The organism is Microcoleus sp. S36b_A4 (assembly GCF_036700645.1).
In the GTDB taxonomy this organism is placed as follows: Bacteria; Cyanobacteriota; Cyanobacteriia; order Cyanobacteriales; family Microcoleaceae; genus Microcoleus.
In genome coordinates this window covers 1-25679 of sequence record NZ_JAUBPI010000008.1, presented here as the reverse complement: position 1 = coordinate 25679, position 25679 = coordinate 1, and the positions used below count along the sequence as shown (strand labels likewise).

The 25679-nt window shown below is 44.8% G+C and carries 20 protein-coding genes and 1 riboswitch; of the genes, 9 read left to right on the top strand and 11 right to left on the bottom strand.

What is annotated here, in order from left to right; all coding sequences use genetic code 11:
- Positions 1–17 precede the first annotated feature (17 nt).
- Together clpX and QUA03_RS04160 are read left to right on the top strand one after the other, a co-directional pair.
- Positions 18–1400 carry an ATP-dependent protease ATP-binding subunit ClpX gene (gene clpX / locus QUA03_RS04165; RefSeq protein WP_333209924.1) on the top strand — a complete coding sequence of 461 codons (1383 nt, stop codon included), beginning with the start codon at positions 18–20 and terminating at the stop codon, positions 1398–1400.
- A 55-nt stretch (positions 1401–1455) separates the two neighbouring features.
- The gene (locus QUA03_RS04160) at positions 1456–2061 is read left to right on the top strand and encodes a type IV pilin-like G/H family protein (protein ID WP_333209921.1); all 606 of its coding nucleotides are present in this window, start codon (positions 1456–1458) and stop codon (positions 2059–2061) included.
- Here QUA03_RS04160 and QUA03_RS04155 read toward each other — a convergent pair.
- Positions 2053–3327 carry a serine/threonine-protein kinase gene (locus tag QUA03_RS04155; protein WP_333209918.1) on the bottom strand — a complete coding sequence of 425 codons (1275 nt, stop codon included), beginning with the start codon at positions 3325–3327 and terminating at the stop codon, positions 2053–2055. The two genes, QUA03_RS04160 and QUA03_RS04155, sit on opposite strands and share 9 nt — an antisense overlap.
- Before the next feature lie 83 nt (positions 3328–3410).
- A complete protein-coding gene (locus QUA03_RS04150; protein WP_333209915.1) occupies positions 3411–5372 on the bottom strand; it encodes a serine/threonine-protein kinase in 1962 nt (653 codons plus the stop codon).
- Between the two features lie 267 nt (positions 5373–5639).
- A riboswitch (cobalamin riboswitch) is annotated at positions 5640–5786 on the top strand.
- A 22-nt stretch (positions 5787–5808) separates the two neighbouring features.
- Here QUA03_RS04150 and QUA03_RS04145 point away from each other — a divergent pair.
- The 5 genes from QUA03_RS04145 to QUA03_RS04125 all read left to right on the top strand — a co-directional run bounded on the left by QUA03_RS04145 (position 5809) and on the right by QUA03_RS04125 (position 10648).
- A complete protein-coding gene (locus QUA03_RS04145) occupies positions 5809–6219 on the top strand; it encodes a DUF1636 domain-containing protein (RefSeq protein ID WP_333209911.1) in 411 nt (136 codons plus the stop codon).
- 368 nt (positions 6220–6587) lie between these two features.
- On the top strand, positions 6588–7622 hold the full coding sequence (gene cobW, locus QUA03_RS04140) for a cobalamin biosynthesis protein CobW (RefSeq protein WP_333209909.1): 1035 nt from the start codon (positions 6588–6590) through the stop codon (positions 7620–7622).
- Between the two features lie 182 nt (positions 7623–7804).
- Complete coding sequence (locus QUA03_RS04135) at positions 7805–8776, top strand: GTP-binding protein (protein WP_333209907.1); 972 nt, start codon at positions 7805–7807, stop codon at positions 8774–8776.
- Positions 8764–9846, top strand: coding sequence for a WD40 repeat domain-containing protein (locus QUA03_RS04130; RefSeq protein WP_333209906.1), 1083 nt, complete (start codon positions 8764–8766; stop codon positions 9844–9846). Before QUA03_RS04135 ends, QUA03_RS04130 begins: the two co-directional genes overlap by 13 nt.
- Before the next feature lie 121 nt (positions 9847–9967).
- The gene (locus QUA03_RS04125) at positions 9968–10648 is read left to right on the top strand and encodes a CADD family putative folate metabolism protein (RefSeq protein ID WP_333209904.1); all 681 of its coding nucleotides are present in this window, start codon (positions 9968–9970) and stop codon (positions 10646–10648) included.
- 287 nt (positions 10649–10935) lie between these two features.
- Here the strand turns inward: QUA03_RS04125 and QUA03_RS04120 are convergent, their stop codons facing one another.
- A complete protein-coding gene (locus QUA03_RS04120; RefSeq protein WP_333209902.1) occupies positions 10936–11775 on the bottom strand; it encodes a metal ABC transporter permease in 840 nt (279 codons plus the stop codon).
- Between the two features lie 96 nt (positions 11776–11871).
- On the bottom strand, positions 11872–12591 hold the full coding sequence (locus QUA03_RS04115) for a metal ABC transporter ATP-binding protein (RefSeq protein ID WP_333209900.1): 720 nt from the start codon (positions 12589–12591) through the stop codon (positions 11872–11874).
- 90 nt (positions 12592–12681) lie between these two features.
- Here QUA03_RS04115 and QUA03_RS04110 point away from each other — a divergent pair, with 90 nt between their 5' ends.
- Positions 12682–13758 (top strand): metal ABC transporter solute-binding protein, Zn/Mn family, encoded by a 1077-nt coding sequence (locus QUA03_RS04110; protein WP_333209898.1) that lies wholly within the window; start codon positions 12682–12684, stop codon positions 13756–13758.
- Between the two features lie 117 nt (positions 13759–13875).
- On the opposite strand, the gene QUA03_RS04105 is transcribed toward QUA03_RS04110, so the two are convergent.
- Positions 13876–14136: a DUF7219 family protein gene (locus QUA03_RS04105; protein WP_006631574.1), complete on the bottom strand. Its 261-nt coding sequence runs from the start codon at positions 14134–14136 to the stop codon at positions 13876–13878.
- A gap of 289 nt (positions 14137–14425) precedes the next feature.
- Positions 14426–14593, bottom strand: coding sequence for a metallothionein (locus QUA03_RS04100; protein WP_333081421.1), 168 nt, complete (start codon positions 14591–14593; stop codon positions 14426–14428).
- Positions 14594–14739: 146 nt separating this feature from the next.
- Here QUA03_RS04100 and QUA03_RS04095 point away from each other — a divergent pair, with 146 nt between their 5' ends.
- Positions 14740–15150 carry a metalloregulator ArsR/SmtB family transcription factor gene (locus QUA03_RS04095; RefSeq protein WP_333210042.1) on the top strand — a complete coding sequence of 137 codons (411 nt, stop codon included), beginning with the start codon at positions 14740–14742 and terminating at the stop codon, positions 15148–15150.
- Positions 15151–15264: 114 nt separating this feature from the next.
- Here the strand turns inward: QUA03_RS04095 and QUA03_RS04090 are convergent, their stop codons facing one another.
- The 5 genes from QUA03_RS04090 to QUA03_RS04070 form a co-directional block, all read right to left on the bottom strand.
- Positions 15265–15462 carry a heavy-metal-associated domain-containing protein gene (locus QUA03_RS04090; RefSeq protein WP_333209897.1) on the bottom strand — a complete coding sequence of 66 codons (198 nt, stop codon included), beginning with the start codon at positions 15460–15462 and terminating at the stop codon, positions 15265–15267.
- Positions 15463–15635: 173 nt separating this feature from the next.
- Entirely contained in the window at positions 15636–16535 is a 900-nt protein-coding gene (aroF, locus tag QUA03_RS04085) for a 3-deoxy-7-phosphoheptulonate synthase (RefSeq protein ID WP_333209895.1), read from the bottom strand.
- 103 nt (positions 16536–16638) lie between these two features.
- Positions 16639–16998 carry a hypothetical protein gene (locus QUA03_RS04080; RefSeq protein WP_333209893.1) on the bottom strand — a complete coding sequence of 120 codons (360 nt, stop codon included), beginning with the start codon at positions 16996–16998 and terminating at the stop codon, positions 16639–16641.
- 67 nt (positions 16999–17065) lie between these two features.
- Complete coding sequence (locus QUA03_RS04075; RefSeq protein WP_333209891.1) at positions 17066–19198, bottom strand: phosphodiester glycosidase family protein; 2133 nt, start codon at positions 19196–19198, stop codon at positions 17066–17068.
- 133 nt (positions 19199–19331) lie between these two features.
- Positions 19332–24824, bottom strand: coding sequence for an AAA family ATPase (locus QUA03_RS04070; RefSeq protein WP_333209888.1), 5493 nt, complete (start codon positions 24822–24824; stop codon positions 19332–19334).
- Between the last annotated feature and the right edge of the window lie 855 nt (positions 24825–25679).

Here is a 25679-nt window from a genome sequence, read left to right as displayed (position 1 = left end):
TAAATTAAGAGGCAAATATGTCAAAATATGACTCCCATCTCAGATGCTCCTTTTGCGGCAAGTCGCAAGAGTACGTCCGCAAGTTAATAGCTGGGCCCGGCGTATACATTTGCGATGAATGCGTGGAACTGTGCAATGAAATTTTAGAGGAGGAGTTCTTTGACTCCAGTAAAACAATTGGTCAACAGATTCCCCAATCAGAGGTGCGAGAGTCTCAGGGACAAGGAACCAGGCGTCCGGGTCGATCGAATAAATCGAAAATTGTTTTAGCTCAAATTCCGAAACCAACAGAGATTAAGCAGCATTTAGACAACCACGTTATCGGCCAGCATTCAGCAAAAAAAGTCCTTTCTGTAGCAGTTTATAACCACTACAAGCGCTTGAGCGTTGACCAAGCTAAAGATAGCGAGAAGTCTTCCCCTGATAGCGATGTAGAACTGCAAAAATCCAACATCCTGCTAGTAGGACCCACAGGTTGTGGCAAAACTTTGTTAGCGCAAAGTTTGGCGCAAATGCTCGAAGTTCCGTTTGCGGTAGCGGATGCGACGACACTGACAGAAGCTGGATATGTCGGCGACGATGTAGAAAATATCTTGCTGCGGCTGTTGCAAATGTCCGATTTTGATGTGGAAGCGGCGCAACGGGGCATTATTTATATTGATGAAATTGACAAGATTGCTCGCAAAAGCGAAAACACTTCGATCACGAGGGATGTATCGGGAGAAGGAGTGCAGCAAGCGCTGCTAAAAATGTTGGAAGGAACAGTGGTTAATGTTCCCCCGCAAGGCGGCCGCAAACATCCTTACCAAGATTTTATTCAAGTTGACACTAGCAAAATTCTATTTATTTGTGGCGGTGCTTTTGTCGGTTTGGAAAAAATAGTTGAACAACGTTTGGGTAAAAAATCCTTGGGCTTTATTCAGCCAACGGAAAGCGACAGCAACTCGACTTTGCCGGCGAAAGACAAGCGGGCTGCTGATATTTTGCAGCAGGTACAGCCGGACGATTTAGTCAAGTTTGGTTTAATTCCTGAGTTTGTCGGGCGGATTCCGGTGGTAACGGTGATTTCGCCGCTGGATGAAGCAGCTTTGATGCAGATATTGACCGAGCCCCGGAATGCGCTGGTGAAGCAGTATCAAAAGCTGTTGAAGATGGACAGCGTGGAATTGGAATTCCAGCCGGAAGCGCTACGGGCGATCGCCCAGGAGGCCTATCGTCGCAAAACTGGCGCCAGAGCTCTCCGCAGCATTTTAGAAGAGTTAATGCTCGATGTCATGTACGAGTTGCCTTCTCGCAAGGATGTGGCTAATTGTATGATTACTCCTGAAATGGTCGAGAAGCGATCGACTGCTGAATTGCTGTGGCATCCCGCATGGCACAAACAGCACGAAACTGCATAATTTATAATCTGTAGGGTGCTTGTGGCGCACCCTACAAGCTTGGCAAATTTACTTTATGACAGTTAAAAAAATGTCAGTCAATGTAGCTAAAGCCAGTAAAAAATCGAGATTGCCAGTATCCAGTTTGCTGCCGAGGATTGCAATTTACAGCGCGGTTGTGGCTGGCATCATGGCGTCATGGTACAATTTCCCACTCAATACGATCGTCCCGCCCCCGTCCCCGTCAAGGGGTAAGAATTTTTTTGAAGCCATACAATATATTTCAAGCATCAATAGAGCGCAGCAAGCTTACTATGCAGAATACGGTCAATTTAGCGATTCCATTGGAAAATTGAGTATTGGAATTAAAGAACAGACCAATAACTATTATTACACTCTCGTCTCATCAATGGGCCCGGTTCAAACTAGGCACAATCACCGCAAACCAGCACAATTTGAAAGCGCGATCGCGATTGCCCAACCTAATGATATGAGGAGCATGGAGAAATCCTACACTGGCGCAGTATTTGCTTTTAAAGAAAAGGGTAGCAATATTATAACAACTATTGCTGCAATTTGCGAGAGCGATCGAATTAATGCAAGTTATGCAGAAACTTGGAATCCGCCAACTTTTGACGGCAAAGAAATTCACTGCCAGCCCGGAACAACTATCTTAAGGTAAGACCTTGAAACTATTTTGCGCCACTCTTTCACCCTCTAAGTAAAATTCAAACTTCCAATTTCCCGGCTTGTCATCCTTTTGAAAAGTGTACCAACACCAAGTATTTAATCCATCCCCCGTCGTTCTTAAATAAGATTGACTTTGGGCTGCCAATAGTCCTTGAGGGTTGACAACCTTACAATAACTTCTATATTCTCCTTCTGGCAAGTTAGCAGCACTTACAGCAAAATAGACTTTTTTGTTTTTCTTCAAAGACCAAACATTCCTAAGTTTCGTTGATTCTAATTCGTCAGTTAACATTACTTGAGTCTTAGGGTTGAAATTTTCTAAGTTGATTACTCGTTGGAGATATACTGCTGTTTGAGGTTCGGGAGATTTCCTAAAAAGCGGAATAAAAATAGCCGAAATTGCTGTTAATACTCCGACTGATATCAATACCGGTTTTAAGTTGTTACGCTGCTGAACTACTTGGAGGGGAATCAAAGCATTTAAGGCCGCATCTGCGGAAGGATAACGGTGTTTAAAATTAGGTTCCACCATTTTTTGCAACCAGTCAAGAAATTCTGGAGTTAGCTGCGGCAACCGAGGTTTAAAATTAATCCGCCCCGTATCGTCCATCAAGCTGCCAATTTCAGTAGAATGGATGCCGATTAGCAAGCAAATTAGCGTTGCGCCGAGACTATATAAATCCGATGCAACAGTTAGCTGCCGATTGAACATTTGTTCTGGTGGCATAAAGCCCAAAGTGCCTTTAACAACGCTGCTGGCGGCCACTTCTCCCCCGCCGATCCTAGCAAATCCAAAATCGACAAGGCTGACATTCAGGCGATCGTCCACCAAGATATTTTCCGGTTTTAAATCTCTGTGAATAACTGGAGGAACGCGGTTTTGCAAGTATTTGAGTATTTCTAAAACAGAGATAGCAATTTGCTTGGTTCGCTGCGGTGTTAGCTGGCACAAAATAGCGAGAGAATCGGAATTTTTGTATTCCTGAACCATGCAGAAACCCGATGCAGTTTGGAAGGAATCTAAATAGCGGGGAATATTGGGATGATCCAGTTCTCGCAAAATCTTAATTTCTTGTTCGCACGCTTGATATTGAGCCCAATTAGCGCCTGTTTGGGCAAATTGAAATTGTTTAACAGCGACGGAACGTTGGGTATTAATTTCGGTAGCGAGATAGGTAACTCTCCCGCCGGCGCGATTGTGTCCGAGTTGGCGAGTTACTTGATAACCGTAGTTAGAAAAGTCAGGAAAAGCGTCCATAAATTTGTCAGGTTTGTAGTAAGGACTTCAGTATTTAAAATTTTTGAAAAATCCAAACAAAAGTTATTAGTAGGAACGGTTGATTATGGTTTAATCAAATATGGCTTGGATTTGCGGTAGGCAGCAATCATTCTGTTTCTTTTAAGAACAATCAAGTAAAGTAATGGAATAGCGGTGACGAGGAGAGGGGCAGTCGCACTTGCTGCTAAAACTAAAACTTTTAAGGGTTCGATCGATCCCATCTCATTTGCCACGCTTAAGTAGCGTTGAAATACGGCTCCTAAACTGATGTAAAATCCAGCGGTGAGAAATGCGATTGCTACAGCATCTTTCTTAAAAAAGCCTCTTTTTATCTGTTCGTAACTCCTGGCTTTAGCTAAGGTATAAACTACCTTAAAACAACCCAAATTAGTAACAAAGAGCACAAATGTCACTACTATACTCGTCGGTAAATAAAAGACACTCAAAAGTCCACAAGCTAGAAATGCCAGGATTGTCAAACTCCTACTCTTCTCAACACAACCTGAAGCACCAACTATAGCTGCAATCACCAAACAAAAAAGTAAAGCGATTTCTTGACCCGTACTATTACCAAAACTACTACCAATAACTGATAAAAAAGTAGTCGATGCCAGAAATATTGTTGTAATCCCTAAAGTGGCTCCTAAGACAGATTGAAACCCATTTGCAGTTTTATTTACTTTTGTATAGAGCGTCTTTTCTTTTTCTGTATAGAGCATCTTTTCTGCTGCTGCAAAACCCGAAAGTAGCACAGCTATTAACGTGAAAAACATCCCTCGATCCATCGGGTTGTTTAGCAGCCAACCGAGGCAGATAAACACAAACATAAAACTCCCTCTATCTTTAAACAAATATGGCATTTGCTTTGGTTCGGGAAGAGGAGCAGTTTTAACTTGAATCTCAATTTCATGGGTATTTGGATCGGAATTAACGTGGAGTATCATCTGGCGATGATAAGTTTTACTTGCTAGCAATTTGCTCGTATCTACCGTTATTTTGCACCTAACCTCATTGCCCTCAAATTTCTGCGGTTCAAAGGAGATGTAAGGGTGGTCGTAAGGAGTATGTGGCGGATCGTTCGGGTGCGGTGCAACTTCCCATCGACCGGCTAAAATTGTATCCGGAATAGGGTTGCTAACGGTAACGATTTGTGTTACTTTCTCTCCATATTCTGTGGCGATGAATTGAATGCGATCGCGCTCAATTCTCACTTTCGGCAAGCTGCTGACATCCAAAGATTCTAGCGCAGTTAAAGCATCTGCCGCCGATGGATATCTGTCTTGCAATCTCGGCGCTACCATCCTCTCCAGCCAATTCATCCAACCCTGCTGCAATGGTGGCACTAAATGCCGGAAATGAATGCCATAATTGGCATCAACTAAATTACCGACATCCGCAGATTTCGTACCACTTAACAAGCAAATTAGCGTTATCCCCAAGCCGTAAAGATCGGAGGCTTTTGTTAATTTCCTGTTAAACATTTGCTCCGGCGGCATGAATCCCATCGTACCTTTGACAACGCTGCTAGCCGCGATATTTCCACCTCCTAGCCGAGCAAAACCGAAGTCTACTAAATAAACATTGAGTTCGTCATCTATTAACAAGTTTTCTGGTTTAATGTCGCGGTGAATTATCGGCGGGTTCTGAGCTTGCAGGTCAACTAAAATCTCTAAAGTTTCGATCGCAACTTCTTTTATATCCGGCGGCGAAAAACTCCGCGCTACAGCAGATTCGGCATTTTTGTATTCCTGCACCATGCAGAAACCGCTGTCAGTTTGAAAAGAATCCAAATAGCGGGGAATGCCCGGGAAATCCAGTTTTTGCAAAACTTTAATTTCTTGTTCGTAAGCTTCGTATTCTGTCCAGCTAGCACCTAATTGGGCAAATTGAAATTGCTTAATTACAACTAATTTTTGAGTATTCGTATTTTTCGCTAAGTATGTAACTCGGCCGCCGAGACTGTTGTGTCCGAGTTCTTTTTCAATCTGATAGCCGTGAGTGGAAAAATCGGGGAAGGCGTTCATATAGTTTGTAGTAATGTTCTTGTGGGATGGGCTTCTAGCCCGTCATTAACCAGCAAGATGCCTGTTCCACAAACAGTGAATTTTTTGGGCAGGGGTTTCTATCCTGTCAGCAACAGGCAAGATGCCTGTTCCACAAAGAGTTATTTTTTTTGATGGGCTTCTATCCTGTCAGCAACAGGCAAGATGCCTGTTCCACAAAGAGTTATTTTTTTTGATGGATCGACATGACCAACATAACTTTTTTCCAAAAAGGCGGCAAGTGCGGTATGATGTGATTTCGCGATCGGTTCTAGCGGGGAGCAGCCGTTAGAGGAAACGGGGAAAGTTCGGTGCAAGTCCGGCGCTGTCCCGCAACTGTAATGAAACCCTTGTGGTTTCTCAAGTCAGAATGCCCGCCGATATCTAACTCACTTTTGAACGCATCTGCGAGGTACGGATGATGGATGGAATTAACACGGCTGTACGCACAAAGCACAATCTATTTGTTTGCACTGCTTGCGCTAGTGTTTGGAAAAACGGCAAGCGCGAAGGTAAAAGCGGCGGTCAACAATTTATGGAAAATTTGTCGCAACTCGCTAAAGATTGGGAGTTTTATGATAAGTTTGAGATTCAAGAGGTTGAGTGCATGAGTGCTTGCAGTCACTCTTGTGCGGTGTCTTTTGCTGCTGTTGGAAAGTACACTTATCTGTTTGGCGATTTACCAGCAAATGAGTCGGAAAGCGTCGAGGCGGTACTCGAATGCGCGGGTCAATACTATGCTAAACCGGACGGTTTGTTGCCTTGGTCGGAGCGTCCTCAAGCTCTGAAAAAAGGCGTTTTAGCAAAGATTCCACCGCTGGCAAATTAGAGCCTTTCTCGTTACCATGCTCTGCCCATTGGTGACTACTTAACGTCAAACCGATCGTCTCTCTTGTTTTTATCGAAATCTAGATCCCCCCTAACCCCCCTTAATAAGGGGGGGACAAGAAATATTCTCAAAGTCCCCCTTCTTAAGGGGGATTTAGGGGGATCTAGACTTCGCTTAAAAGCGACTTTTATTGTAGATTTCAGTCTTAAGTTGTCACCTACGATCTCGGTCTGGTAACACATATGCAGAGGCTCTGCCTCGTATTAAAAGCGCTCCTTTATTCCAGCGAGGCAGAGCCTCTAGATCAGTATTCCCAGGCAGAGCTTGGTCACGAGATATCCTATCACCAAATAAGCACAAAATTATCAATGCACAAAATTCCTGTTACTGTCATCACTGGTTTTCTTGGTAGCGGCAAAACTACCTTAATTCGCCACTTATTGCAAAATAATCAAGGTCGCCGCATTGCTGTTCTGGTTAACGAATTTGGCGAAATCGGAATTGACGGAGAACTGCTGCGCGATTGCCAAGTTTGCGACGAAGAAGAAAATGTTAGCAGCAATATTGTTGAACTAACAAATGGTTGTCTTTGCTGCACTGTTCAAGAGGAATTCTTGCCGACTATGCAGGAATTGTTGAAGCGCAGAGAACAAATTGATTGTATTTTAATTGAGACTTCTGGCCTCGCACTTCCTAAACCTTTAATTCAAGCTTTTCGCTGGCCGGAAATTCGCACGGGTGCTACAGTAGACGGTGTTGTTGCTGTTGTCGATTGCGAAGCTGTTGCTAGCGGTACTTTTGTCGGTGATATCGATGCTTTGATGGCACAGCGCCAAGCTGATTCTAGTTTAGATCACGAAACTCCGATCGAGGAATTGTTTGAAGACCAGTTAGCCTGTGCCGATATGGTACTTTTAACGAAGGTCGATCGCGTAGATGCGGAAACTCACAAGAAAGTCCAAAGCTGGTTGCAGCAAGAGTTGCGTCCGAGTGTGAAAATTGTGCCCTGCAAAGGTGGCGAAATTAACCCTGATGTGCTAATGGGATTTAATGCGGCGGTTGAGGATGATTTGGAGTCTCGTCCGAGTCACCACGACACTGAGGAGGAACACGAGCACGATGATGATATTAACTCGACTTACTTTATTGCCGATCGCGAATTTGAACCTGAAGCTTTGGTGAAAAAACTGCAATCCTTGATGCAGCAGGAGGAAATTTATCGGATTAAAGGGTTTGTGGCGGTTCCCAAGAAACCGATGAGGATGGTGTTACAAGGTGTGGGCTCGCGGATAGAATATTTTTACGATCGCCCTTGGCAACCTTCCGAACTCCGCCAAACCAAATTAGTGCTGATCGGTCGAGAGTTAGATCGCGATCGAATTGCAACTATGATTAACAATTAAGTTTCATCTGAGAGGGGCGGGTTTATCGATATTTTGAATTGCAGCAAATATTATTGGTAAAACTCACTCCTCCAAGCTCTCACGAACAATTTATTAACATTATTTAATATTGTGGTCACTGCCAGCAAGTCTGGTATAGAATAGTGATAATGGTTATCATTGTACAATAATCGAGGTCAAGTATGGTGAGTGCTGGGGCGATCGAATCAGTTCCTGTTACTGTTCTCACAGGCTATCTGGGTGCAGGCAAAACTACGCTACTGAACCGCATTTTAACACAGGAACATGGCAAAAAAGTTGCAGTCATCGTCAACGAATTTGGCGAAGTAGGCATCGACAACCAACTGATAATTGATGCCGACGAAGAAATTTTTGAGATGAACAACGGCTGCATTTGCTGTACAGTCCGAGGTGATTTAATTCGGATTATCGGTAACTTAATGAAGCGCCGCGACAAATTCGATCACATAGTCATCGAAACCACAGGTTTAGCCGACCCCGCACCCGTAATTCAAACATTTTTTGTAGACGAAGATATGCGGGAAAAATTGCTGCTAGACGCAGTTGTCACCGTAGTGGATGCCAAGCACATCTGGCAGCACTGGGATGCAGACGAAGCTCAAGAACAAATTGCCTTCGCTGATGTAGTTTTACTCAACAAAACAGATTTAGTGACTGATGAAGAATTGGTTGAATTAGAAAAGCGAATTCGCGCCATGAATGCAATGGCAAAAATTCACCGAACCCGCAATGCTGAATTACAAATGGATGCTTTGTTGGGCGTTAAAGCATTTGATTTGAACCGCGCATTAGAAATCGAACCCGACTTTTTGGGCGAGCACACTCACGAACACGACGAAACAGTTACCTCCGTAGCAATAGTAGAATCCGGCGCTATTGACCGCAACAAATTCAGCGATTGGATGGAGGAATTGTTGCGGACTCAAGGGCCAAATATCTTTCGGACAAAAGGAATTTTGAATGTCGCCGGAGACAACCAGCGATTTGTTTTCCAAGGAGTACACATGGTGTTCGATGGCCGGCCGGATAGGCCTTGGAAAGCCACCGAAACTCCGAAAAATGAACTCGTGTTCATCGGCCGTAACTTAAACGAAAATCAATTGCGAGAGGATTTCCGTCGGTGTCTAGTTTAAAAAGTAGCGAACAAACCCTGGAATTTCACGCCAAAGCAATGCTGTCTGACTACGTAACTGCTGTTACTTGGTCGCCGGATGGTACAAGTTTAGCAGTCTGTTCTGCTGCGGGGGAAGTGATGCTGGCGGAAGTAGGGGAAGTTAATGAATTGTCCTTGCAAACACTACAAAGTGCCACGGGTAAGTCAGCCGATTGTTTGTCTTTTTCCCGCGACAGTCAGTTCCTAGCTGCTGGCGGACAAGATGGAAAAGTGCGAATTTGGCGCGTTAATTCTGGGGAATTAATTGCTGATTTGGATAACCAGCGTGTCTGGGTTGATAAGTTAGCTTGGAGTCCCAACTGCAACCAGTTAGCTTTCAGTATGGGCCGCTACGTTCAAGTCTGGAATGCTGAGGATAATGTTGTTGAAGTAACGCTGAATTTCGAGTCATCATCTATCCTCGATTTAGCATGGCATCCGATGGTTCAATATCTGGCAGTTAGCGGCTATCAAGGCGTCAAAGTTTGGCATGGCGAAGACTGGGACGAAGACCCGGAAATTTTATCAGTACCCTCTGCAACCGGTGCAATTGCTTGGTCGCCACAAGGAGAATATTTAGCTTGTGGCAATATGGACAATACTCTCATTGTTAATGAATGGGGAAATTTTGAACCGTGGGTAATGCAGGGTTTTCCGGGGAAAGTTCGGGAGTTAGCTTGGTCGGATAAAACTAATTCTTTGGGTGCACCTTTGTTAGCTGCTTCGAGCTCTCAAGGCATTTCCGTCTGGGAAAGAGACGCTGATGAAAGTGTCGGTTGGGATTCTTGGGCGTTAGAGGTGCATGAAAATGTGGTAAATGCGATCGCCTTTCAACCTAGCACATTTTTATTAGCTTCCGCCGCCGCAGATGGTCAAGTTTGTTTGTGGGGGGAAGCAGAACAATTGCTGCAAATTCTAGAAGGTGCAGAGGGCGGTTTTTCCTGTCTCGCATGGCATCCCGAAGGTCAGTTTCTCGCCGCTGGCGGATGCGGTGGCGAATTGCTGGTTTGGTCAAAGTCTATGCGCGGCAAAGGCTTCGGGCGGCGCTAAGTTGGCATAACGGGCGCACCAGTTTGACCAAAACATAAAAATTGAAAACTTGGTCTTGACAAAATGCTAGATTACAATACCATTTTAGTGGCTGAACTATCCTCCAAGGCGATCGACAATTATGACCCAACAGCAATTTCTCGAACAACTCAACACTATTCTCGACCAAAACCACTTGCTGAAACACCCGTTCTACCAAATGTGGAACGAAGGTAAACTCGACCTCGCAATGCTGCAAGAGTACGCCAAAGAATATTATCTGCAAGTCCACAACTTCCCCACCTACGTCAGCGCTACGCACGCCGCCTGTGACGACATCAAAATTCGTCAAATGCTCCTCGAAAACCTGATAGAAGAAGAGAGAGGCGCTGCTAATCACCCTGAACTGTGGCTGCGCTTTGCCGAAGGTTTGGGTTTAGACAGAAATGCTGTTATCGATCACGAACACTTAGAAAAAACCAGCGAATCCGTTCGCATTCTCAAAGACTTAGCGCGCAGCGAATCGCCTGTCACAGGTTTAGCAGCCCTTTACGCTTACGAAGCGCAAATCCCCGAAGTTTCTACAACCAAAATCGCTGGTTTGAAGGAATTTTACGGCATCGATTCCGAATCTGCTTTGTCTTTCTTTAAAGTCCACGAAAAAGCCGACGAGTTCCACTCGGAAGCTACCCGCGAAGCGCTGTTAGAACTTTGCCAAACTGAAGAAGCAAAACAGGAAGCGCTGTTAGCAACTGAGAAAGCAACTTTTGCTATCAACTTACTGCTTGACGGCGTTTATGAAACCTATTGTCAAGCTAAGTAATCAGGCGTAAAAAACGCATAATTTGTAGCGGCGGGTGAGTGCCCTTGCTGTCAACAAGCGCGTCAAACTTAGTACCAAGTCTAACGTCGTACCAAGTCTGCTGTTTGACTACTAGGCCCAGATCCCCCCCTAGCCCCCCTTCTTAAGGGGGGAACCGGAAAGGCTCTAAGTCCCCTTCGATTCGGGAAGAACCGCAAAGGATCAAAGTCCCCCTTGTTAAAGGGGATTTAGCGGGATAGAGACTCAGCTAAAAGCGATATTTATCAAGAGTTTTACACTTAATCGAATTATCCTGCTCTCTTTCTTGTCAAAATTCCTTGACTGGGACTGAATAGCAAAGCCCCTAAAAATAACCCAAAAATAACTAATACAATTGCCGCCCCAGACGGCATATTAAAATAATAGCTGAGATACATACCAGTCACGCTAGCTATAATCCCAATAATTGCTCCTAATCCCATCATTAAATGTAGCTCTTTTACCAACAAATACGCCGTAATTCCCGGTCCGATTAATAGCGAAATTACTAACAGCGCCCCCACAGTTTGCAAACTCGCAACAATCGTCAGCGTAATCGCCGAAATCATCCCCAAATAAATCCAGTTTACAGGTAAACCGGACGCTTGCGCCCCCAGAGGGTCAAAAGTATAGAATAGCAGTTCTTTGTAAAAGATTTTAACCGTCGCCAAAATTATCAAAGTTATCACCACAGTCTGCTGCACGTCCGTCGGTGCAACTGACAAGATATTCCCGAACAGAAACCCGTCTAAGTCTAATTTTGTTGTCCGCAATAAGCTAATCAAGGTGACGCTAATGGCTAAAAATGTAGATAAAATTAATGCCATGACTGCATCAATTTTTAGGCGCGATTGCGATTGAATCCACGCCATAATTACCGCGCTGATAATTCCCGATATAAAGGCGCCGATCGAAATATTGAAACCTAAAGAAAAAGCCACTGGCAATCCTGCTAATACTGAATGGGCTATCATGTCAACCATCATTCCCATTTGCTGTACAATTAAGTAGGAGCCGACAACGGCGCAGAGAATTCCTAGCAAAACGCCGACGGCGATCGCATTTCGCATGAACTCGAATTTTAGCGGCTCAATTAGTAGGTTTAACATTGAATTACGTCAATAATAGGATTTTTTCAACCACCTTCAATTGCACAGGCGTCCCGCCCGTGCCACTATCAATTTTAAAGATAAATCTTTTTTGGCTTACGCTGAAACTAAACTTAAATCGTATCCATAGGCTTTTTGAATATTGGCTGCGGTGAGCACTTCCCGGCACGTACCACTTGCAATTAACTGCTTATTTAGCAATAATAAATTGTCGTACTGTTTTAAAGTTTCGCCTAAATCGTGGCTGATTACTAGCAATGTTTTATTTTCGGCCTTGAGCTCTGCAAAAATATTGAAAATAATTTCTTCAGTTGCTTTGTCGATCGCGTTAAAAGGTTCGTCGAAGAAGAATAAATCGGCTTGTTGGGCGATCGACCTTGCTAAGAAAATCCGCTGTTGCTGTCCGCCAGACAGTTCGCCAATTTGCCGATCGCGCAAATCCCACATTCCTACCCGCAGCAAAGCAGCTTTCACCAATTCTTGCGACTGCTTCGAGGGGCTGCGAAACCAACCAGTCTGGACAGTTCGCGCCATCATTACCGCATTCCACACCGTAATCGGATAATCCCAGTCAATTTGCGATCGCTGCGGCACATAAGCCACCCGCGACAACTGTTCCTTCAGCAGCCGTCCCTGATATTTGACCAAACCCCGACAGGCCGGGATCAATCCCAGCATCGCTTTCACCATCGTGCTTTTTCCCGCACCGTTGGGGCCGAATACACCGGTTAATTGTCCCGATTGTAAATGGAAATTCACGCTGTTGAGCGCCGAAATTCCGCGATAATTGACAGCCAAGTCTTGTACTTCTAGCATAATTCGAGATTTTGAGAACGATTCTTGTTCGTAGCTACTAGAATAGGATAACTCGAAAAAGCAATAATGATTATCGTTCCAAAGGTGAAAATGTTAAAGAACTTGGCTGGAAAAACCCGCCGATTGTGGGGTACGGCTGTTTTGGCAATTGGTTGCGGAGTGGTTGCGTGCAGTGGAGCACAGAACGCAAGTAATAAAGTGCCAGAGAGTCCCGCCGCAACTCAAACTCCAGCCAGTCAGGCCGCTAACTTGCCCAAAGTCGTGGCCACGACTGGCGTTATCTGCAACCTAACTAAAGAAATCGCTCAAAGTTCGATCGACACTACCTGTCTAATCAAGCCGGGAGACGACCCCCACGCCTATCAAACCAAACCGGAAGACCGCAAAGCGATTGAAACAGCAAATCTGATTTTATACGGCGGCTACAACCACGAACCCAGCATCATTAAGTTAATTCAATCCAGCAGTAATTCCGCGCCCAAAATCGCCGTCCACGAACTCGCCGTTCCCAAACCGCTGATGGGCAAAGACGAGCACGAACACGGCGAAGAGAAAGGGGAAAACCAATCTCATGCAGAAGGCGAAAAAGTCCCTGATCCTCACGTTTGGCATAACCCTCAAAATGGCATCCGTATGGTAGAAACAATTCGCGATGAATTGATCAAAGTTTCCCCCAACAATGCTCAAATTTATACAAAAAATGCAGCCAGCTTAACAGATGAGTTGCAAAAAATAGATACTTGGATTAAAGCTCAAATTGCGACTATTCCAGCCCAAAAACGCAAGTTAGTAACAACTCACGATGCTCTGAGTTACTATGCCGATGCTTACGGTTTAGAGATGGCTGGAGCTTTGCAGGGTGTGACGACAGAGGAACAGCCCACCGCCGCAAGAATTGCCGAATTGTCCTCAGAAATTAAGACCGCAGGAGTGCCGACAATTTTTGCCGAAACTACAACTAATCCGAAGTTGATGGAGACTGTGGCGAGGGAGGCAAATGTCAAAATTTGGGACAAAGAACTTTACAGCGACGAGTTGGGCGGCCCGGGCACCGGTGCTGATACATATCAGGGAATGCTGAAAACTAATACTTGCGCGATTATTTCTGGCCTCGGCGGTAATTGTACTTCCTTTGCCGGAGAAACTGCACCAACTCCCAAACCATAGAATTTTCTAAAGTTCGCCTACTACCAAGCACCTTACATTTAATGGGTACGCAGCAAAATGCAGCGCTCGCAATCGCAGGGGTTTTCGATTGCCAACGCTGCGTTGGCTGCGATGACTTTAAGGTGAATTTTGCTCCTCGGTACTGGGGGGTTTTTGACCAATTCCCAATTGCTTCTTAGAGGATTTTAAGTCTTTCCAAAGCATCTTAATATCTTTATAGGCTTTCTCAGCACTAATTTTCCCCCCTGTTTCCAGCGAGCAAATATAAGTTATTTTTTGAGCAAACTCCTGCAAGTTGGCATTAAACGCCAAGTTTTCTGGCGTGAAATCACCGTAGTAGCGATTGCGAGGATGTAAAAAATCTTCCCGCTCTTTCATTGCCCCCTCCTAATTAAACTTTTGGTATTCAACTTGTGGTTCGGTCTCTGCTGTTAATAGCACTATTTGTGCTCAGTATCGCGGCGCTAACTTGCTTCTATTGTATTGCGTAAGTAGCAATTGTGCTTTTTCGCTCTGTATTTAGTCTATTAATACAGTCTTAACCTTAAGTTAGCTTTATTTTAACTTTTCTTTAACCTAAAAGCAAAAAAAATGGGAAATGCGCGGTTCGCATCTCCCTAAAGATAGATTTGGCAGTTGGTAATTAACCTTTTGTGAAGCCGAATATTTATTTGTGGCACTCGCAGCCGGTGTGGCCACAGCCTTGGCCGTTGGGGTGTCCGTCAGCGCAAGCACTGGAACAGTATGTTTTGCCGTCTTTTTCAATGGCTTCGCTGGGGCTGACAACGCACGAGCATGAAGGACAGGCACATTTTGTTTGGGTGGCAGTAGTCATTTTACATTCTCCTGGTGGGGTTGTTTGTCTATACTAATATATGAACACATATTCAGATATAAGTCAAGGGAGTGTAAAAGTTTTGTTACAAAAGCTTTGCCGATCGCACTAAAATGAAAATGAGAATTAAAATTAGCCGGGAAAAGATGTCACCCAACTCTGCTGTTAATGGAGCGATAAGTCAGCCTCACCAAGAAAACGATACACTAATGTGCGATCGACCGCACCTAGTTGACAGTGTACGGGCCGGGGACATCCAAACACAAGTTCTCAACACCGCAAAAGCGCAGCGGATGGCTGAGTTTTTCAGTCTTTTGGGAGATGCGAATCGCCTGCGGCTGCTGTCGGTTTTGGCAAAACAAGAACTGTGCGTGTGTGACTTAGCTGCAGCGTTGAGTATGAGTGAGTCAGCAGTATCGCATCAGTTGCGGGCATTGCGGGCGATGCGGTTGGTAAGTTACCGCAAGGTTGGGAGACAAGTTTTTTATAGTTTACTCGATCGCCACGTTTTTGAACTTTACCAAGCCGTCGCCGACCACTTAGACGAAGCAGATTAAGCTTTTGGGCATTGGGCATTGGTAATGGATTTAAAATTCTCTAGGGGCGGCTTTTACCAATTATTTTGGTTTAAGACCACTAATCTCGTAAATCCGCCCCCACCCAACTAGATATTAATCTTGGACGGTGTGGCCTGTAGCAACAACCGCCTGTTTAATTGACTCTTCCGAAGCTTGAGCTTCTACTGTAACAGTCTTAGCTGCGACATCCACATTGACAGTAGCATCGGATTCAACAGTTTTGATGGCTTTGGTAATTGTATCACCGCAGCCAGAGCAGACGATCGAGGGAACGTTAAGTAGTATTGCCATAATTAAGCAAATTTTCGTAGATGACAGTATTATTTTTTATTTTAATCTAAATTCGTGAAACACGCGCTTTCCCCGATTTCAGCAGGGGTTTAAACCCCTGCCTCAAAGCTCAATTCGGTTAAAACCGACTGTAGAGTTTGACGTTAAAAGTTATAGATTATTTCCCACTAATATCACTTCAAACTTAATACCTGTGAATGCACATTAATTTCGGGTATGCACCGGCCAACGGCGGCGGCTACAGGGCGCAAACTCGCAACTAAATCTACCATATCTGGTAAAGAAAGAGCTTGCCGCGCATCAGAAACCGATTTTTCCGGTTGCGGGTGACACTCGATAATTAATCCGTCTGCACCGCAAGCAACCGCTGCTTTGGCTAGTGGTGCGACTAATTCTCGCTTGCCGACGGCGTGAGAAGGGTCTACAATTACTGGCAAATGAGTTAACTGTTTCAGTGCTGCGACTGCACCCAAATCTAATACATTCCGGGTGTAATTGTCGAAGCTGCGGATGCCTCTTTCGCAGAGAACTACATGAGGATTTCCGTGACTGAGAATGTATTCGGCGGCCATCACAAATTCTTCGATTGTGGCTGACAAACCGCGTTTTAGCAGGACTGGTTTTCCGGCTTGACCGATCGCCTTTAGTAACTCGAAGTTTTGCATATTCCGACTGCCTAATTGCAGCATATCAGCATAGGTGACAACTGGCTCGATTTGGGCGATCGACATTACCTCTGTCACCACGGGCAAACCGTAACGCCGGCTGACATCGGCTAAAATTTCGAGTCCCTCAATTCCCATCCCTTGGAAAGCATAAGGAGAAGTACGGGGTTTGTAGACTCCGCCTCGCAAAGCTTGCACGGATGCGGCGGATAGTTGGCGGGCGACGGTTTCCATTTGTTGGGAACTTTCTACAGTACAGGGGCCGCCGATGATTAATAATTCTGTGCCCCCGACTGAGACAGTTTCTGAGAGTTTGACAATTGTTTGGTGTTCGGGATGAGATTTGGTTACGAGTTTGGCTTCTAACATGAGGGAATTTTCCTGGAAATTTAAGTGGGTGGTTGACAAAAAAAAACCCGGAACTTTTAAGAGTTCCGGGTTGGTGCGAAAAGACAGCGCGACAATTTACCCAGAACTCTTGTTGGGCCAAAAATAAAAGCTGTAGTACCAGTTACTGAATAATGTCATTGCTGTTTTCGCTTGTACTCGATTGGTTGTTGGGAAAAGAAGTAGGAAAAACAAAACCGCAGGTGTTAATCTGCGGTTCGCCCGGATGTTCACAGTGAATTATCAATTCACTCCGGGCGAACTTGGGTGTACCAAAAATAAAAATATCTGTTGGCTGTGAACATAGCTGAAGTGCTGGGATTTGTGGATTAAACACAATACTACTTGACAAGCTAGCACAGGGAGACTGGGATGTCAAGTTATTTTTTGCAAAACATTTGTAGATGCCCCGGCGGTTGGAAACCGTGGCTACACAGACGAAACCTGCCTCAGCAGGTTGGGAAATGTAAATTTCCCAGTCCACGTAGGTGGACTTTGTTTGTGTAGTAGCGGTTTCTAACCGCCGAAAATTAATGTCGAAAATTAACTACTTATGGTTGAATGAAAATACCGATCGCATTATGAACTCTCGCAGCAGTTGACGGAGGTCGATCGAGCAAACTACCTCCCAAATACAAACTCGTCGAACTTCCCCCATCCAAATTTAAAGCCTCCACAGCACCCATTTGCTGCAATATCTGCGCCAGTTCTGCGAAATTTGGCCCCGCCCCGCCCGCGCGATTGTGCACCGCTACAATCAGCAAATTCCCCGCAGCATTTCGCCCGATCGCACTTCTAATTGCTGTCTGTCTAACATAGGCATCGCTAAACCCTTCCGCCCTAGCATCCAGCACAACTTGACTGTTTTGTACCAACACCGGCCCGCCGCCGAGAATGTAAGGAAAACGGTTGAAATCAGCAGGAAAACTGTTAGTTTCCAAACGCAATAAAGTGCCGATAGAGAGTTCAGATGCAGGGAACAAATCGGCACGCAAAGCCAAAATATAACCGTTAGCTGGAATGGGAAAAGTTGTTGTTCCCACCGCACCTCCGGGGGATTGGCTGACAACTCTATCGTCCGCAACTGTCACAACTATTTCATTGCCAGACAACGGAGTATAAGTTGTTCCCCAATCAGAATTGTAGCGACCGATTCCCGGTTGTACGTAGGCACTATTGAGATGAGAAACAGGCAAAAATTGATTTGCCGGAGTAATCAAAATTTCTTGCAAAGTTAAACGATCGATCGCAAATTCTCCCCGATCGTTCCAGGCGATCGCCCCCCGGTTCAAAATCGGCCCGGAAAGCCATTTATTGTCCCGCCGAATTGCCCCTAAAGCTAAGCGATTAATTCGATTGAAAAAACCTGCATTAATTGCCGCAGCCGCACCCGACGCTTCTGCTGTTTGCAATAAAGGTGCAGTGCCTTGATCAGCAGGCGGATTGCTGAGAATTGGTCGAATTTTTACACCAGCTTGACGGGGATTAACTTCTAACCAAACTACCGGAAAACGAGCATTCCCTAAATTTTGATACTGCTGTCGCCACTGCACACCGGGCGCCCAAACAATGTTTTTTTCTAGTAACGAATCTGGCCGAATATCGATTACTAATCGATTGGGATTTCCCAGACTGAAAACTTGCGGCCGCCAACCTAAAGGAATCGTGACTTTGACTTTGGTTTGAACGCCGTCAGGTTCGACTTTTAGTGATAGCAATTGTTTGCTGGTTGAGAAAGTCTGCTGAATTATGGCGGGTGCGGCTTTGGCATCGATCGCGATCGACCATTCTTGACCGGCGATCGGCGCTGCGGGCGTTATTGGCAGCGGGAGAGCGGGTTTGGTCGGGTCGTCTGGTGTTTCGAGGTTTGGCGCTGTGCGGAGGTTTGGCAGTGGGATAGCGGGCTTTGTGGGGTCGTCCGGGGGGTTGGGTGTGGGTGTCGGCGACGGGATTGGTTTATTGACAAAGTTGATTTGCCAGGGGGCGGGTCGATCGAGATCTACTACAATGCGATCGCCCGATTCTATTTCTGCTTGCTGAATTCCGGTAACACTTGCACTTTGAGAAGTAATTTTTAGAATATTCCCATCAGCAGATATCTCCCAGCCCGCAAGTCTAGCAAAATCGGTAACATCTAAGTAACGATACGGGCCTGTTGCCCGCGCTGCTAAGCTTTGAGCGCCGGTTAAAGATACCGAAAACCACTGCACCGGTTGTTTGGCACTGTCGGCGCTGCTAAGCAAATCCACTCCCGCACTTTGCATCAATCCAACATCAGCAATCCAAGTTCGGAAATTCCCAGAAGTGCTGTTTGCCGGCTGCTGAGTCCAAGTTAGGGCGAGAATGCGGCCGTTTAGAGACACTTGGCTGCCTTGTTTGATTATCGAAGATGGCGGTACAGATTGAGCCAAAAACTTATAGTCCGACAGGGGTTTCCACCCCTGTCTCATAGCTGAAGTTCTCTCAAGAGAACTATCGGTGAATATTTCAGTCGGTTTTAACCGACTTTCGCTATCAGCCAGGGAATTCATTCCCTGGCGGGCTCTCGAAGCATAAATCAACCCAGCCCTCTCCCCCTCTTGTGCTCTGGCGGGTTGATTCCACACTAAAGACGGGACGATCGCCAGTACGGGTAAAATCGAGACTGACAATATTAGACGCCAATAGAAAAAATTACGTTTCACAGCTTACAACTCACAATTTCACTTCTAAACGCATGGGGATGTAGAAACCCGGAAAATCCGTATGTTTCTTCTTACTAAATCCGATATTTTTAGCCGATCGCACTAATTGCCCTCAAGCCCTACTACAAAAGGCTCACCCCGGAATAGAAATCACCAGCTCCGAACCCTCCCCCAAAGAAGAATTCACCAGTAACGTACCTCCATGTTTTTCTACAACAATTTGATGGGCGATCGACAATCCTAATCCAGTTCCTTGACCCACAGCCTTGGTTGTAAATAAGTGGTTAAAGATGTTTTCCTTGACTTCGGGCGACATCCCCACTCCATTATCTTTAATGCGAATCACAACCTGATTATTGTCTTCGCTCAGAGCTGTTTGAACCGTGATTTGATTAGGTAGGGTTTTAATTTCACTAAAACTCCGCCCCTTATTGGACTCCTCCAGATCGTCAATAGCATTAGCCAGCACATTCATAAATACCTGGTTTAACTGTCCCGGAAAGCATTTCACTAGGGGCAAGTTACCATACTCTCTCACAATTTCAATGGCAGGGCGAAACTCGCTGGCTTTTAAACGGTGCTTGAGAATTAGCACAGTGCTTTCAAGTCCATCGTGAATATTGAAAGCAACTGGTCGATCGCTATCTGCCCTGGAAAACGTTCTCAGACTCGTACTGATATTGCGGATGCGATCGACTCCTTCCTGCATCGAACCAATCAATTTGGGCAAATCTTCTCGCAAATACTCCAAGTCCATATCCTCTATTTCTGCTTCAATTTCCACTCCCGGATTGGGAAATTTTTCTTGATACAAATCAATCAAATTGAATAAATCCCCCACGTATTCTTGAGCGGGTTGCAAATTGCCTGCTATAAAGCCTACGGGATTGTTAATTTCGTGGGCTACACCTGCGACTAAATTTCCCAGAGCAGACATTTTTTCACCCTGCACCAATTGCAGTTGCATCTGTTTGAGATCCTGGATAGACTGCTCCAGTTTTTGAGCATAATCCTGAGATTGTTGATAAAGCTGTTGAGATTGCTGATACAAGCGGGCGTTCTCCAGCGAGATGGCAGCTTGGGAGCAGAGGATGTTGAGGAGGGCCACGCGATCGTGAGTGAATGCCCCTGTCGTCAGATTATTTTCCAAATACAGAATTGCCATCATTTTGCCTTGATGGATAATCGGACTACAGAGGATGCTCTTAGGTTGCTGCTGCTGTATATACGGGTCAGAAGTAAATATTAATTCAGTTTTGACATCATCGAAAACTAGGGTTTTCTTGGTGCGTTTGACGTAATTAATCACAGTCTGGGGAATAGATTCGCTCTTCTCGATCCCAATAGTTTCTTGCAGAAGACAGCCTTGGCGATCGCTACAGTGGACGGCGATTGTCCAGTTGTCCTCTTCTTTCAAAATTAATACTCCTGTTTGAGCGCCTGCATTCTGAATCGCTACTTCCATAAGGGTAGTGAGCAATTGTTCCAGCTTAATTTCGCTAGACAGAGCTTGATAAGCTTTGATAACAGTTGGTAAATCTATTACTGCGGTGCTCGTACTTCCAGCAATTGTTTGGCGATGACTAGAAATCAATGAAGTCTCATGGGAGGTAGTAGCTTCCTCGAATGAACGAGCATTTTCCTGTTTGAAGATAGGAGCGAGAAGTTCGGGATAGCGTTGCTCTAGATCGTCGATTTTTGCTTTCGCTCCCCAACGAGCATAAGCATAGTAAGCATCTATTAGATATACCTGACCAACTTTTTCTTTCCCCCATGCCAGGTAGAATTTAGCAGCCAATTCATGCGCCAGAGCCTCTTCGTTGAGATAATCGTTTTCTTTAGCAAGAAAAATGGCGCGATCGTAACTCTCCATCGCCTGCACATATTCACCCAGCACTCGGAACCGTTCGGCTTCCACTAGATAACATTTGTGCGAGAAATTCATGGGAGCGTGATGTGCCCATTTATGAAGGGTTTCCTGGTTGCTTCTCACTTTTTGCAGATGTTCTTCTTTCTCTTCCGATGAACCCCCATCCCTACACACTCCCAGCCGTGCTAGAGAGTCATAAAAGTAGAACATCGGCACATTGAGCATACCCGTCACCGCGTCTAAATACTGTTCGGCTTGCCGAGCATTTTCTAAAGCTTGCTCGGTTTCTCCAAACAGGTAACACACAAGCAGTTTATGGAAATAAAAATAGTGGAGTCCGTTGCGATCGTTTGCTTGGATGTGAAATGGGAGCATTGTTTGTTCATTGTAGGCATCTCCCACAAATTGACAGGGATTTTCCGATCGCCCCAGCAGATTTAATAAAGCCTGATGAACGATTTGAGTATAATTTAACGCTGCTTCTTGTTTAAATTGAACCAGCGCATTGCAGTAGGTCCCTACCTCCTCTTCGAGCCCCGCAATGTCCCGACCGATTAAATATGAATATTGAGAAATTTCTTTGGCTGAATATCCTAATTCTAGCTCTCCTGTTTCCAGTCCTCTGGCGTAACCCTCTTTTAAAAGAGGGATGGTTTCTTTAACATGATGTTTACCATGTATGATGTGAACGCCGACTGTATAATAGACTTTGGTTTTGAGGTAATTAGCATTAAATAAATCAACAATATTTAACGCCAATTGCCCAAATTCAAACCCAGTTTCAATGTCTTGAAGTACACCGCTTAATACCAATCCATACAAGCCGTAAGCAAAAGCAGATAAGGGAGCATTCCCATAACTAACCGACAACTGAACCATTTCGACAATAACCAGTGGCAGGAGAAGTGGAGCAGTGATGTAGGCTGGAGAAACTATAGCTGATAAAATTCGCAAGGCTGCTTGCTTTTGGAGATTTTCCATTTCTGGCAAATCTATAAAGTCTGCAATTTTTTTCCCAGCAAAAAGTGATGCGGTTTGTTCTAGTCCCTGCTGGATATCTGCCGGTGTTGGATTTTCTGGAAAGCAGATTCCCAAGAGTTTGAGAACTGCTAACCCCATTTCAACTGCTTGTTGAGGTTTGACTTGCGCCGTACAAGCAGATAGCTCGATTTCATAAACTTTCACCTTATCCAGCAGCGTTCTGGCATTGTGTAGGACTAAAGCTGCTAATTCCTCCATGTCCTGAAAATCATAGCTCAGGTATGCGGTTTCTGCCCCTAATACGTGCAGTTCGAGAACTGTTTCATAGTGAGTGTGCCAGCTATCGGGAGCTAGAATTTGCCTGCCAAAACTTAAATATTTGCGGGCTGCAGCATAAGCAGTAGAATTCTTCGCCTTGCGTCCAGCGATTAAATTCAACTCAGCCAGTTGGTAACGCTCGGTTGACTCGGTAATTAAATCAACACCATAATTCAACTGGTTGACTATATTAAAAATTTTCTCTTCCCTTTCTGTTGTGGGAGTATTAATCAACAAAAGTTGACCAATATTGAGGTGAGTGGATTGTTTCTGGGATTCGGGAATCAAAACGTAAGCTGCTTGCTGTACGCGATCGTGCAGAAATTTGTAATAACAGGATTCTGGATTCTGGAACCACGAGTCAGAAGTATCGCTTTCTTCTTCTGAATTCTGATTTGTGAATTCCAACTCCTCTGAAGTGAAAAACTTATAAACTTCAGTTAGTGGGAGAATCAACCCTGCTTGCAAAGCTGGCCACAAGTTGGCTGCCGTATCTGAAGAAGATTTTTCACACACTACCGCCAGCGTTTCTATATCAAATTCGTTGCCAATACAGGCAGCTAACTTTAAAACTTCTTGAGTCTGGGATGGCAACTTTTGCAGTTGAATCGCCATGAACTCGACAACATCATCAGTCAGGGCTAAGGTTCGCACAGTCGCGATATCGCACTGCCAATACCGCTCATCAAAATTAAAGGTAATTAGCCCATCTTCATGCAATGATTTGAGGAATTGTGTGCTGAAAAATGGATTGCCTTGGGTTTTTTGATCGACCAGTTCTGTTAAGGGCATAGCCAACGCTCTAGAACAAACTAAAGTATCGGCAATCAAACAATTCAAATTGACGCAATCCAGCGGCGTGAGGGTAATGGTGTTGACTGTAGCTCCCGTCTGTTGAATTTCGGATAATGTCAGTAATAAAGGGTGTACGGGACTGACTTCGTTATCTCGATACGCTCCAATTAATAAGAGATAGTGCCGATCGCGATCGCTCATCAGAAGTTGAATCAACTTCAATGAGGCTGAGTCGGCCCATTGCAAGTCGTCTAAGAAGATGACGAGGGGATGTTCTTGGGTGGCGAAGAGTTGAATGAAGTTCTCTAATAACCGATTGAAGCGATTTTGGGCAGCACTGCCCGAAAGTTCTGGTGCGGGTGGTTGCTCTCCGATAATCCGCTCTAGTTCGGGAATTACCTCAACAATTACCTGAGCATTCTCGCCCAATGCTTCCAGGATTTGAATCTTCCACTGTTCAACTTTAGCATCTGTTTCGCTCAGCAATTGGTTCATTAAATCGCGAAAAGCTTGTACAAAAGCTGAGAAGGGTTGGCTGCGCCCAAATTGGTCGAATTTGCCTTTGATGAAGTAACCTCTAGCTGCGACAATCGGTTTGTGAACTTCGTTGACAACAGCGGTTTTACCAATGCCTGAGAAGCCAGCCACCAGCATCATTTCCGCGCTTCCTGCACTCACGCGAGCGAAGGCTGCTAGTAGGGAGAATACTTCGTTCTCTCTACCGTATAATTTTTCGGGAATGATGAAGCGATCGCACAAATCTCGCGTTCCCAATTTAAAGGAAGTAATTTGACCTGTATCTTCCCATTCGTACAAACAAGTTTCCAAATCAAACTTGAGTCCGATCGCACTTTGATACCTATCTTCAGCATTCTTCGCCATCAGTTTGCTAACAATTTCAGACAGCACCAATGGAACGTTATTGTTGAGGTGATGAACTGGGATAGGCTGCTTGGCAAGGTGACAGTGTACTAACTCGATCGGATCTTCGCTTTGGAAAGGCAACTGTCGCGTCAGCAGTTCGTAGAATGTGACTCCCAGAGAGTAGAAATCCGTGCGGTAGTCAATGCCTCGGTTCATTCGCCCAGTTTGTTCGGGAGATATGTAAGGTAAAGTGCCTTCGAGGAGGTTGGGATTTTGAATTTCTTGGGTTTGGCGCGGCAACAGGGAAGCGATGCTGAAGTCAATCAGCTTAACTTGTTTGCTGACAGGGTTAATTAGAATGTTGGCAGGTTTGAGGTCTTTATGGATGATGTGGTGGCGATAAAGTCCGTCAAGCGAGTTGGAAATTTGAATTGCAATGGGAAGAAACTCGTTAATGGGCAAGCCTTCCAGAGGTTCCTTGCTGGCGAATACCAGACTAGCGAGGTAACTACTTAAGGAAATTCCCCCAAAGTCTTCCATCACCAGACCATAGTGGTTATGGTAAGTCTCCAGGCTGTATGCCTTGACAGTGCCGGGGATCTCTAAGTTTTTAGTAATGACAAACTGATTGCGGAAGTGAACCAGTTCGTTGAAGCGGGGAAAGTCATTTCGCAGCAGTTTGATCACGACGGGCTGCTGATCTGAAGACCGACGGCCACGATAAACTAGAGTTCGATTGCCTGCGTATATTTGCTCGTTGATTTGATATCCTCGAAAAATATTTGTTATGCTAGCCATACCTACCTACCTACTCCTACTGCTTCTGTCAAGCCTGAAGCTTTTTAGAGTTACTATCTACTATTTTCGCTCTATCGGCCGTGCTATTGATTAACTATATTTAGTTTAATCTACTTTGTCGCTCAAATTATGAAAGCGCTTTTTTAAAGCCAGACTTAATATTTTGGTTGTTTTTGGTTGTATACTTTTTTTGAGATAGCGTTGACCTAAAATTACTTTAGCTTTTGGCTGATTTTCTGAGTCATTAACACGCATTGATACAAGTGTGCGGGGTTAATTTAAGCCAACCTCTTCCTTACGAAAAAAGCGTGAATTCTCAAGCGCTCTGCTATTTTAATCAGTGTCAAGTTATTTTAATTATTTCTCTCATATAATAGGATTACCATGATTTATATCACTGGGCTTCGGTCTACCTGTATGCAGAATTGAGCGTAATCACCATCTGCACATTTTACCAGTCTTACGATTTCCCCTAACTAACCTTTCTTTTATAAAAGATAGGCATGAAATATTCCCCATGCCAATCAAATCTGTAAAAAAGCTCACGGTTGAGCTAAACAAAATTACCAAGGACAATCTTGTGAGCGTTAGTCGAGTTGAGTTTGAGATTTGAGATTTACTTCAATGAATCTGGCAGCTTGGACAGTGGTCTAAAATTTTTGCCTCTCCCCGAATCTTGTCAGCAAGCAAGTATCCATTTGGGCGCGTGTTCCAAAAGGCGGCGCAGACTCTACCAGATGCTCCTAATGTGTTAGAAATCCTTGAAATATCCTGCATTAGACATCTCCAAAAACAATTAAAGCCTTTGTGTAACTAGGCTGTATGACGTAAATGCAATCATCCTAAATTAGCGAC

Coding starts and splice junctions, on each gene's coding strand:
- cobW (WP_333209909.1), top strand. CDS start 6,588: ATGCACAAAATTCCTGTTACTGTCATCACTGGTTTTCTTGGTAGCGGC.
- QUA03_RS04155 (WP_333209918.1), bottom strand. CDS start 3,327: ATGGACGCTTTTCCTGACTTTTCTAACTACGGTTATCAAGTAACTCGC.
- QUA03_RS04145 (WP_333209911.1), top strand. CDS start 5,809: ATGATGGATGGAATTAACACGGCTGTACGCACAAAGCACAATCTATTT.
- QUA03_RS04150 (WP_333209915.1), bottom strand. CDS start 5,372: ATGAACGCCTTCCCCGATTTTTCCACTCACGGCTATCAGATTGAAAAA.
- QUA03_RS04100 (WP_333081421.1), bottom strand. CDS start 14,593: ATGACTACTGCCACCCAAACAAAATGTGCCTGTCCTTCATGCTCGTGC.
- QUA03_RS04095 (WP_333210042.1), top strand. CDS start 14,740: ATGTCACCCAACTCTGCTGTTAATGGAGCGATAAGTCAGCCTCACCAA.
- QUA03_RS04125 (WP_333209904.1), top strand. CDS start 9,968: ATGACCCAACAGCAATTTCTCGAACAACTCAACACTATTCTCGACCAA.
- QUA03_RS04120 (WP_333209902.1), bottom strand. CDS start 11,775: ATGTTAAACCTACTAATTGAGCCGCTAAAATTCGAGTTCATGCGAAAT.
- QUA03_RS04135 (WP_333209907.1), top strand. CDS start 7,805: ATGGTGAGTGCTGGGGCGATCGAATCAGTTCCTGTTACTGTTCTCACA.
- QUA03_RS04105 (WP_006631574.1), bottom strand. CDS start 14,136: ATGAAAGAGCGGGAAGATTTTTTACATCCTCGCAATCGCTACTACGGT.
- QUA03_RS04090 (WP_333209897.1), bottom strand. CDS start 15,462: ATGGCAATACTACTTAACGTTCCCTCGATCGTCTGCTCTGGCTGCGGT.
- QUA03_RS04160 (WP_333209921.1), top strand. CDS start 1,456: ATGACAGTTAAAAAAATGTCAGTCAATGTAGCTAAAGCCAGTAAAAAA.
- clpX (WP_333209924.1), top strand. CDS start 18: ATGTCAAAATATGACTCCCATCTCAGATGCTCCTTTTGCGGCAAGTCG.
- QUA03_RS04070 (WP_333209888.1), bottom strand. CDS start 24,824: ATGGCTAGCATAACAAATATTTTTCGAGGATATCAAATCAACGAGCAA.
- QUA03_RS04110 (WP_333209898.1), top strand. CDS start 12,682: ATGTTAAAGAACTTGGCTGGAAAAACCCGCCGATTGTGGGGTACGGCT.
- QUA03_RS04115 (WP_333209900.1), bottom strand. CDS start 12,591: ATGCTAGAAGTACAAGACTTGGCTGTCAATTATCGCGGAATTTCGGCG.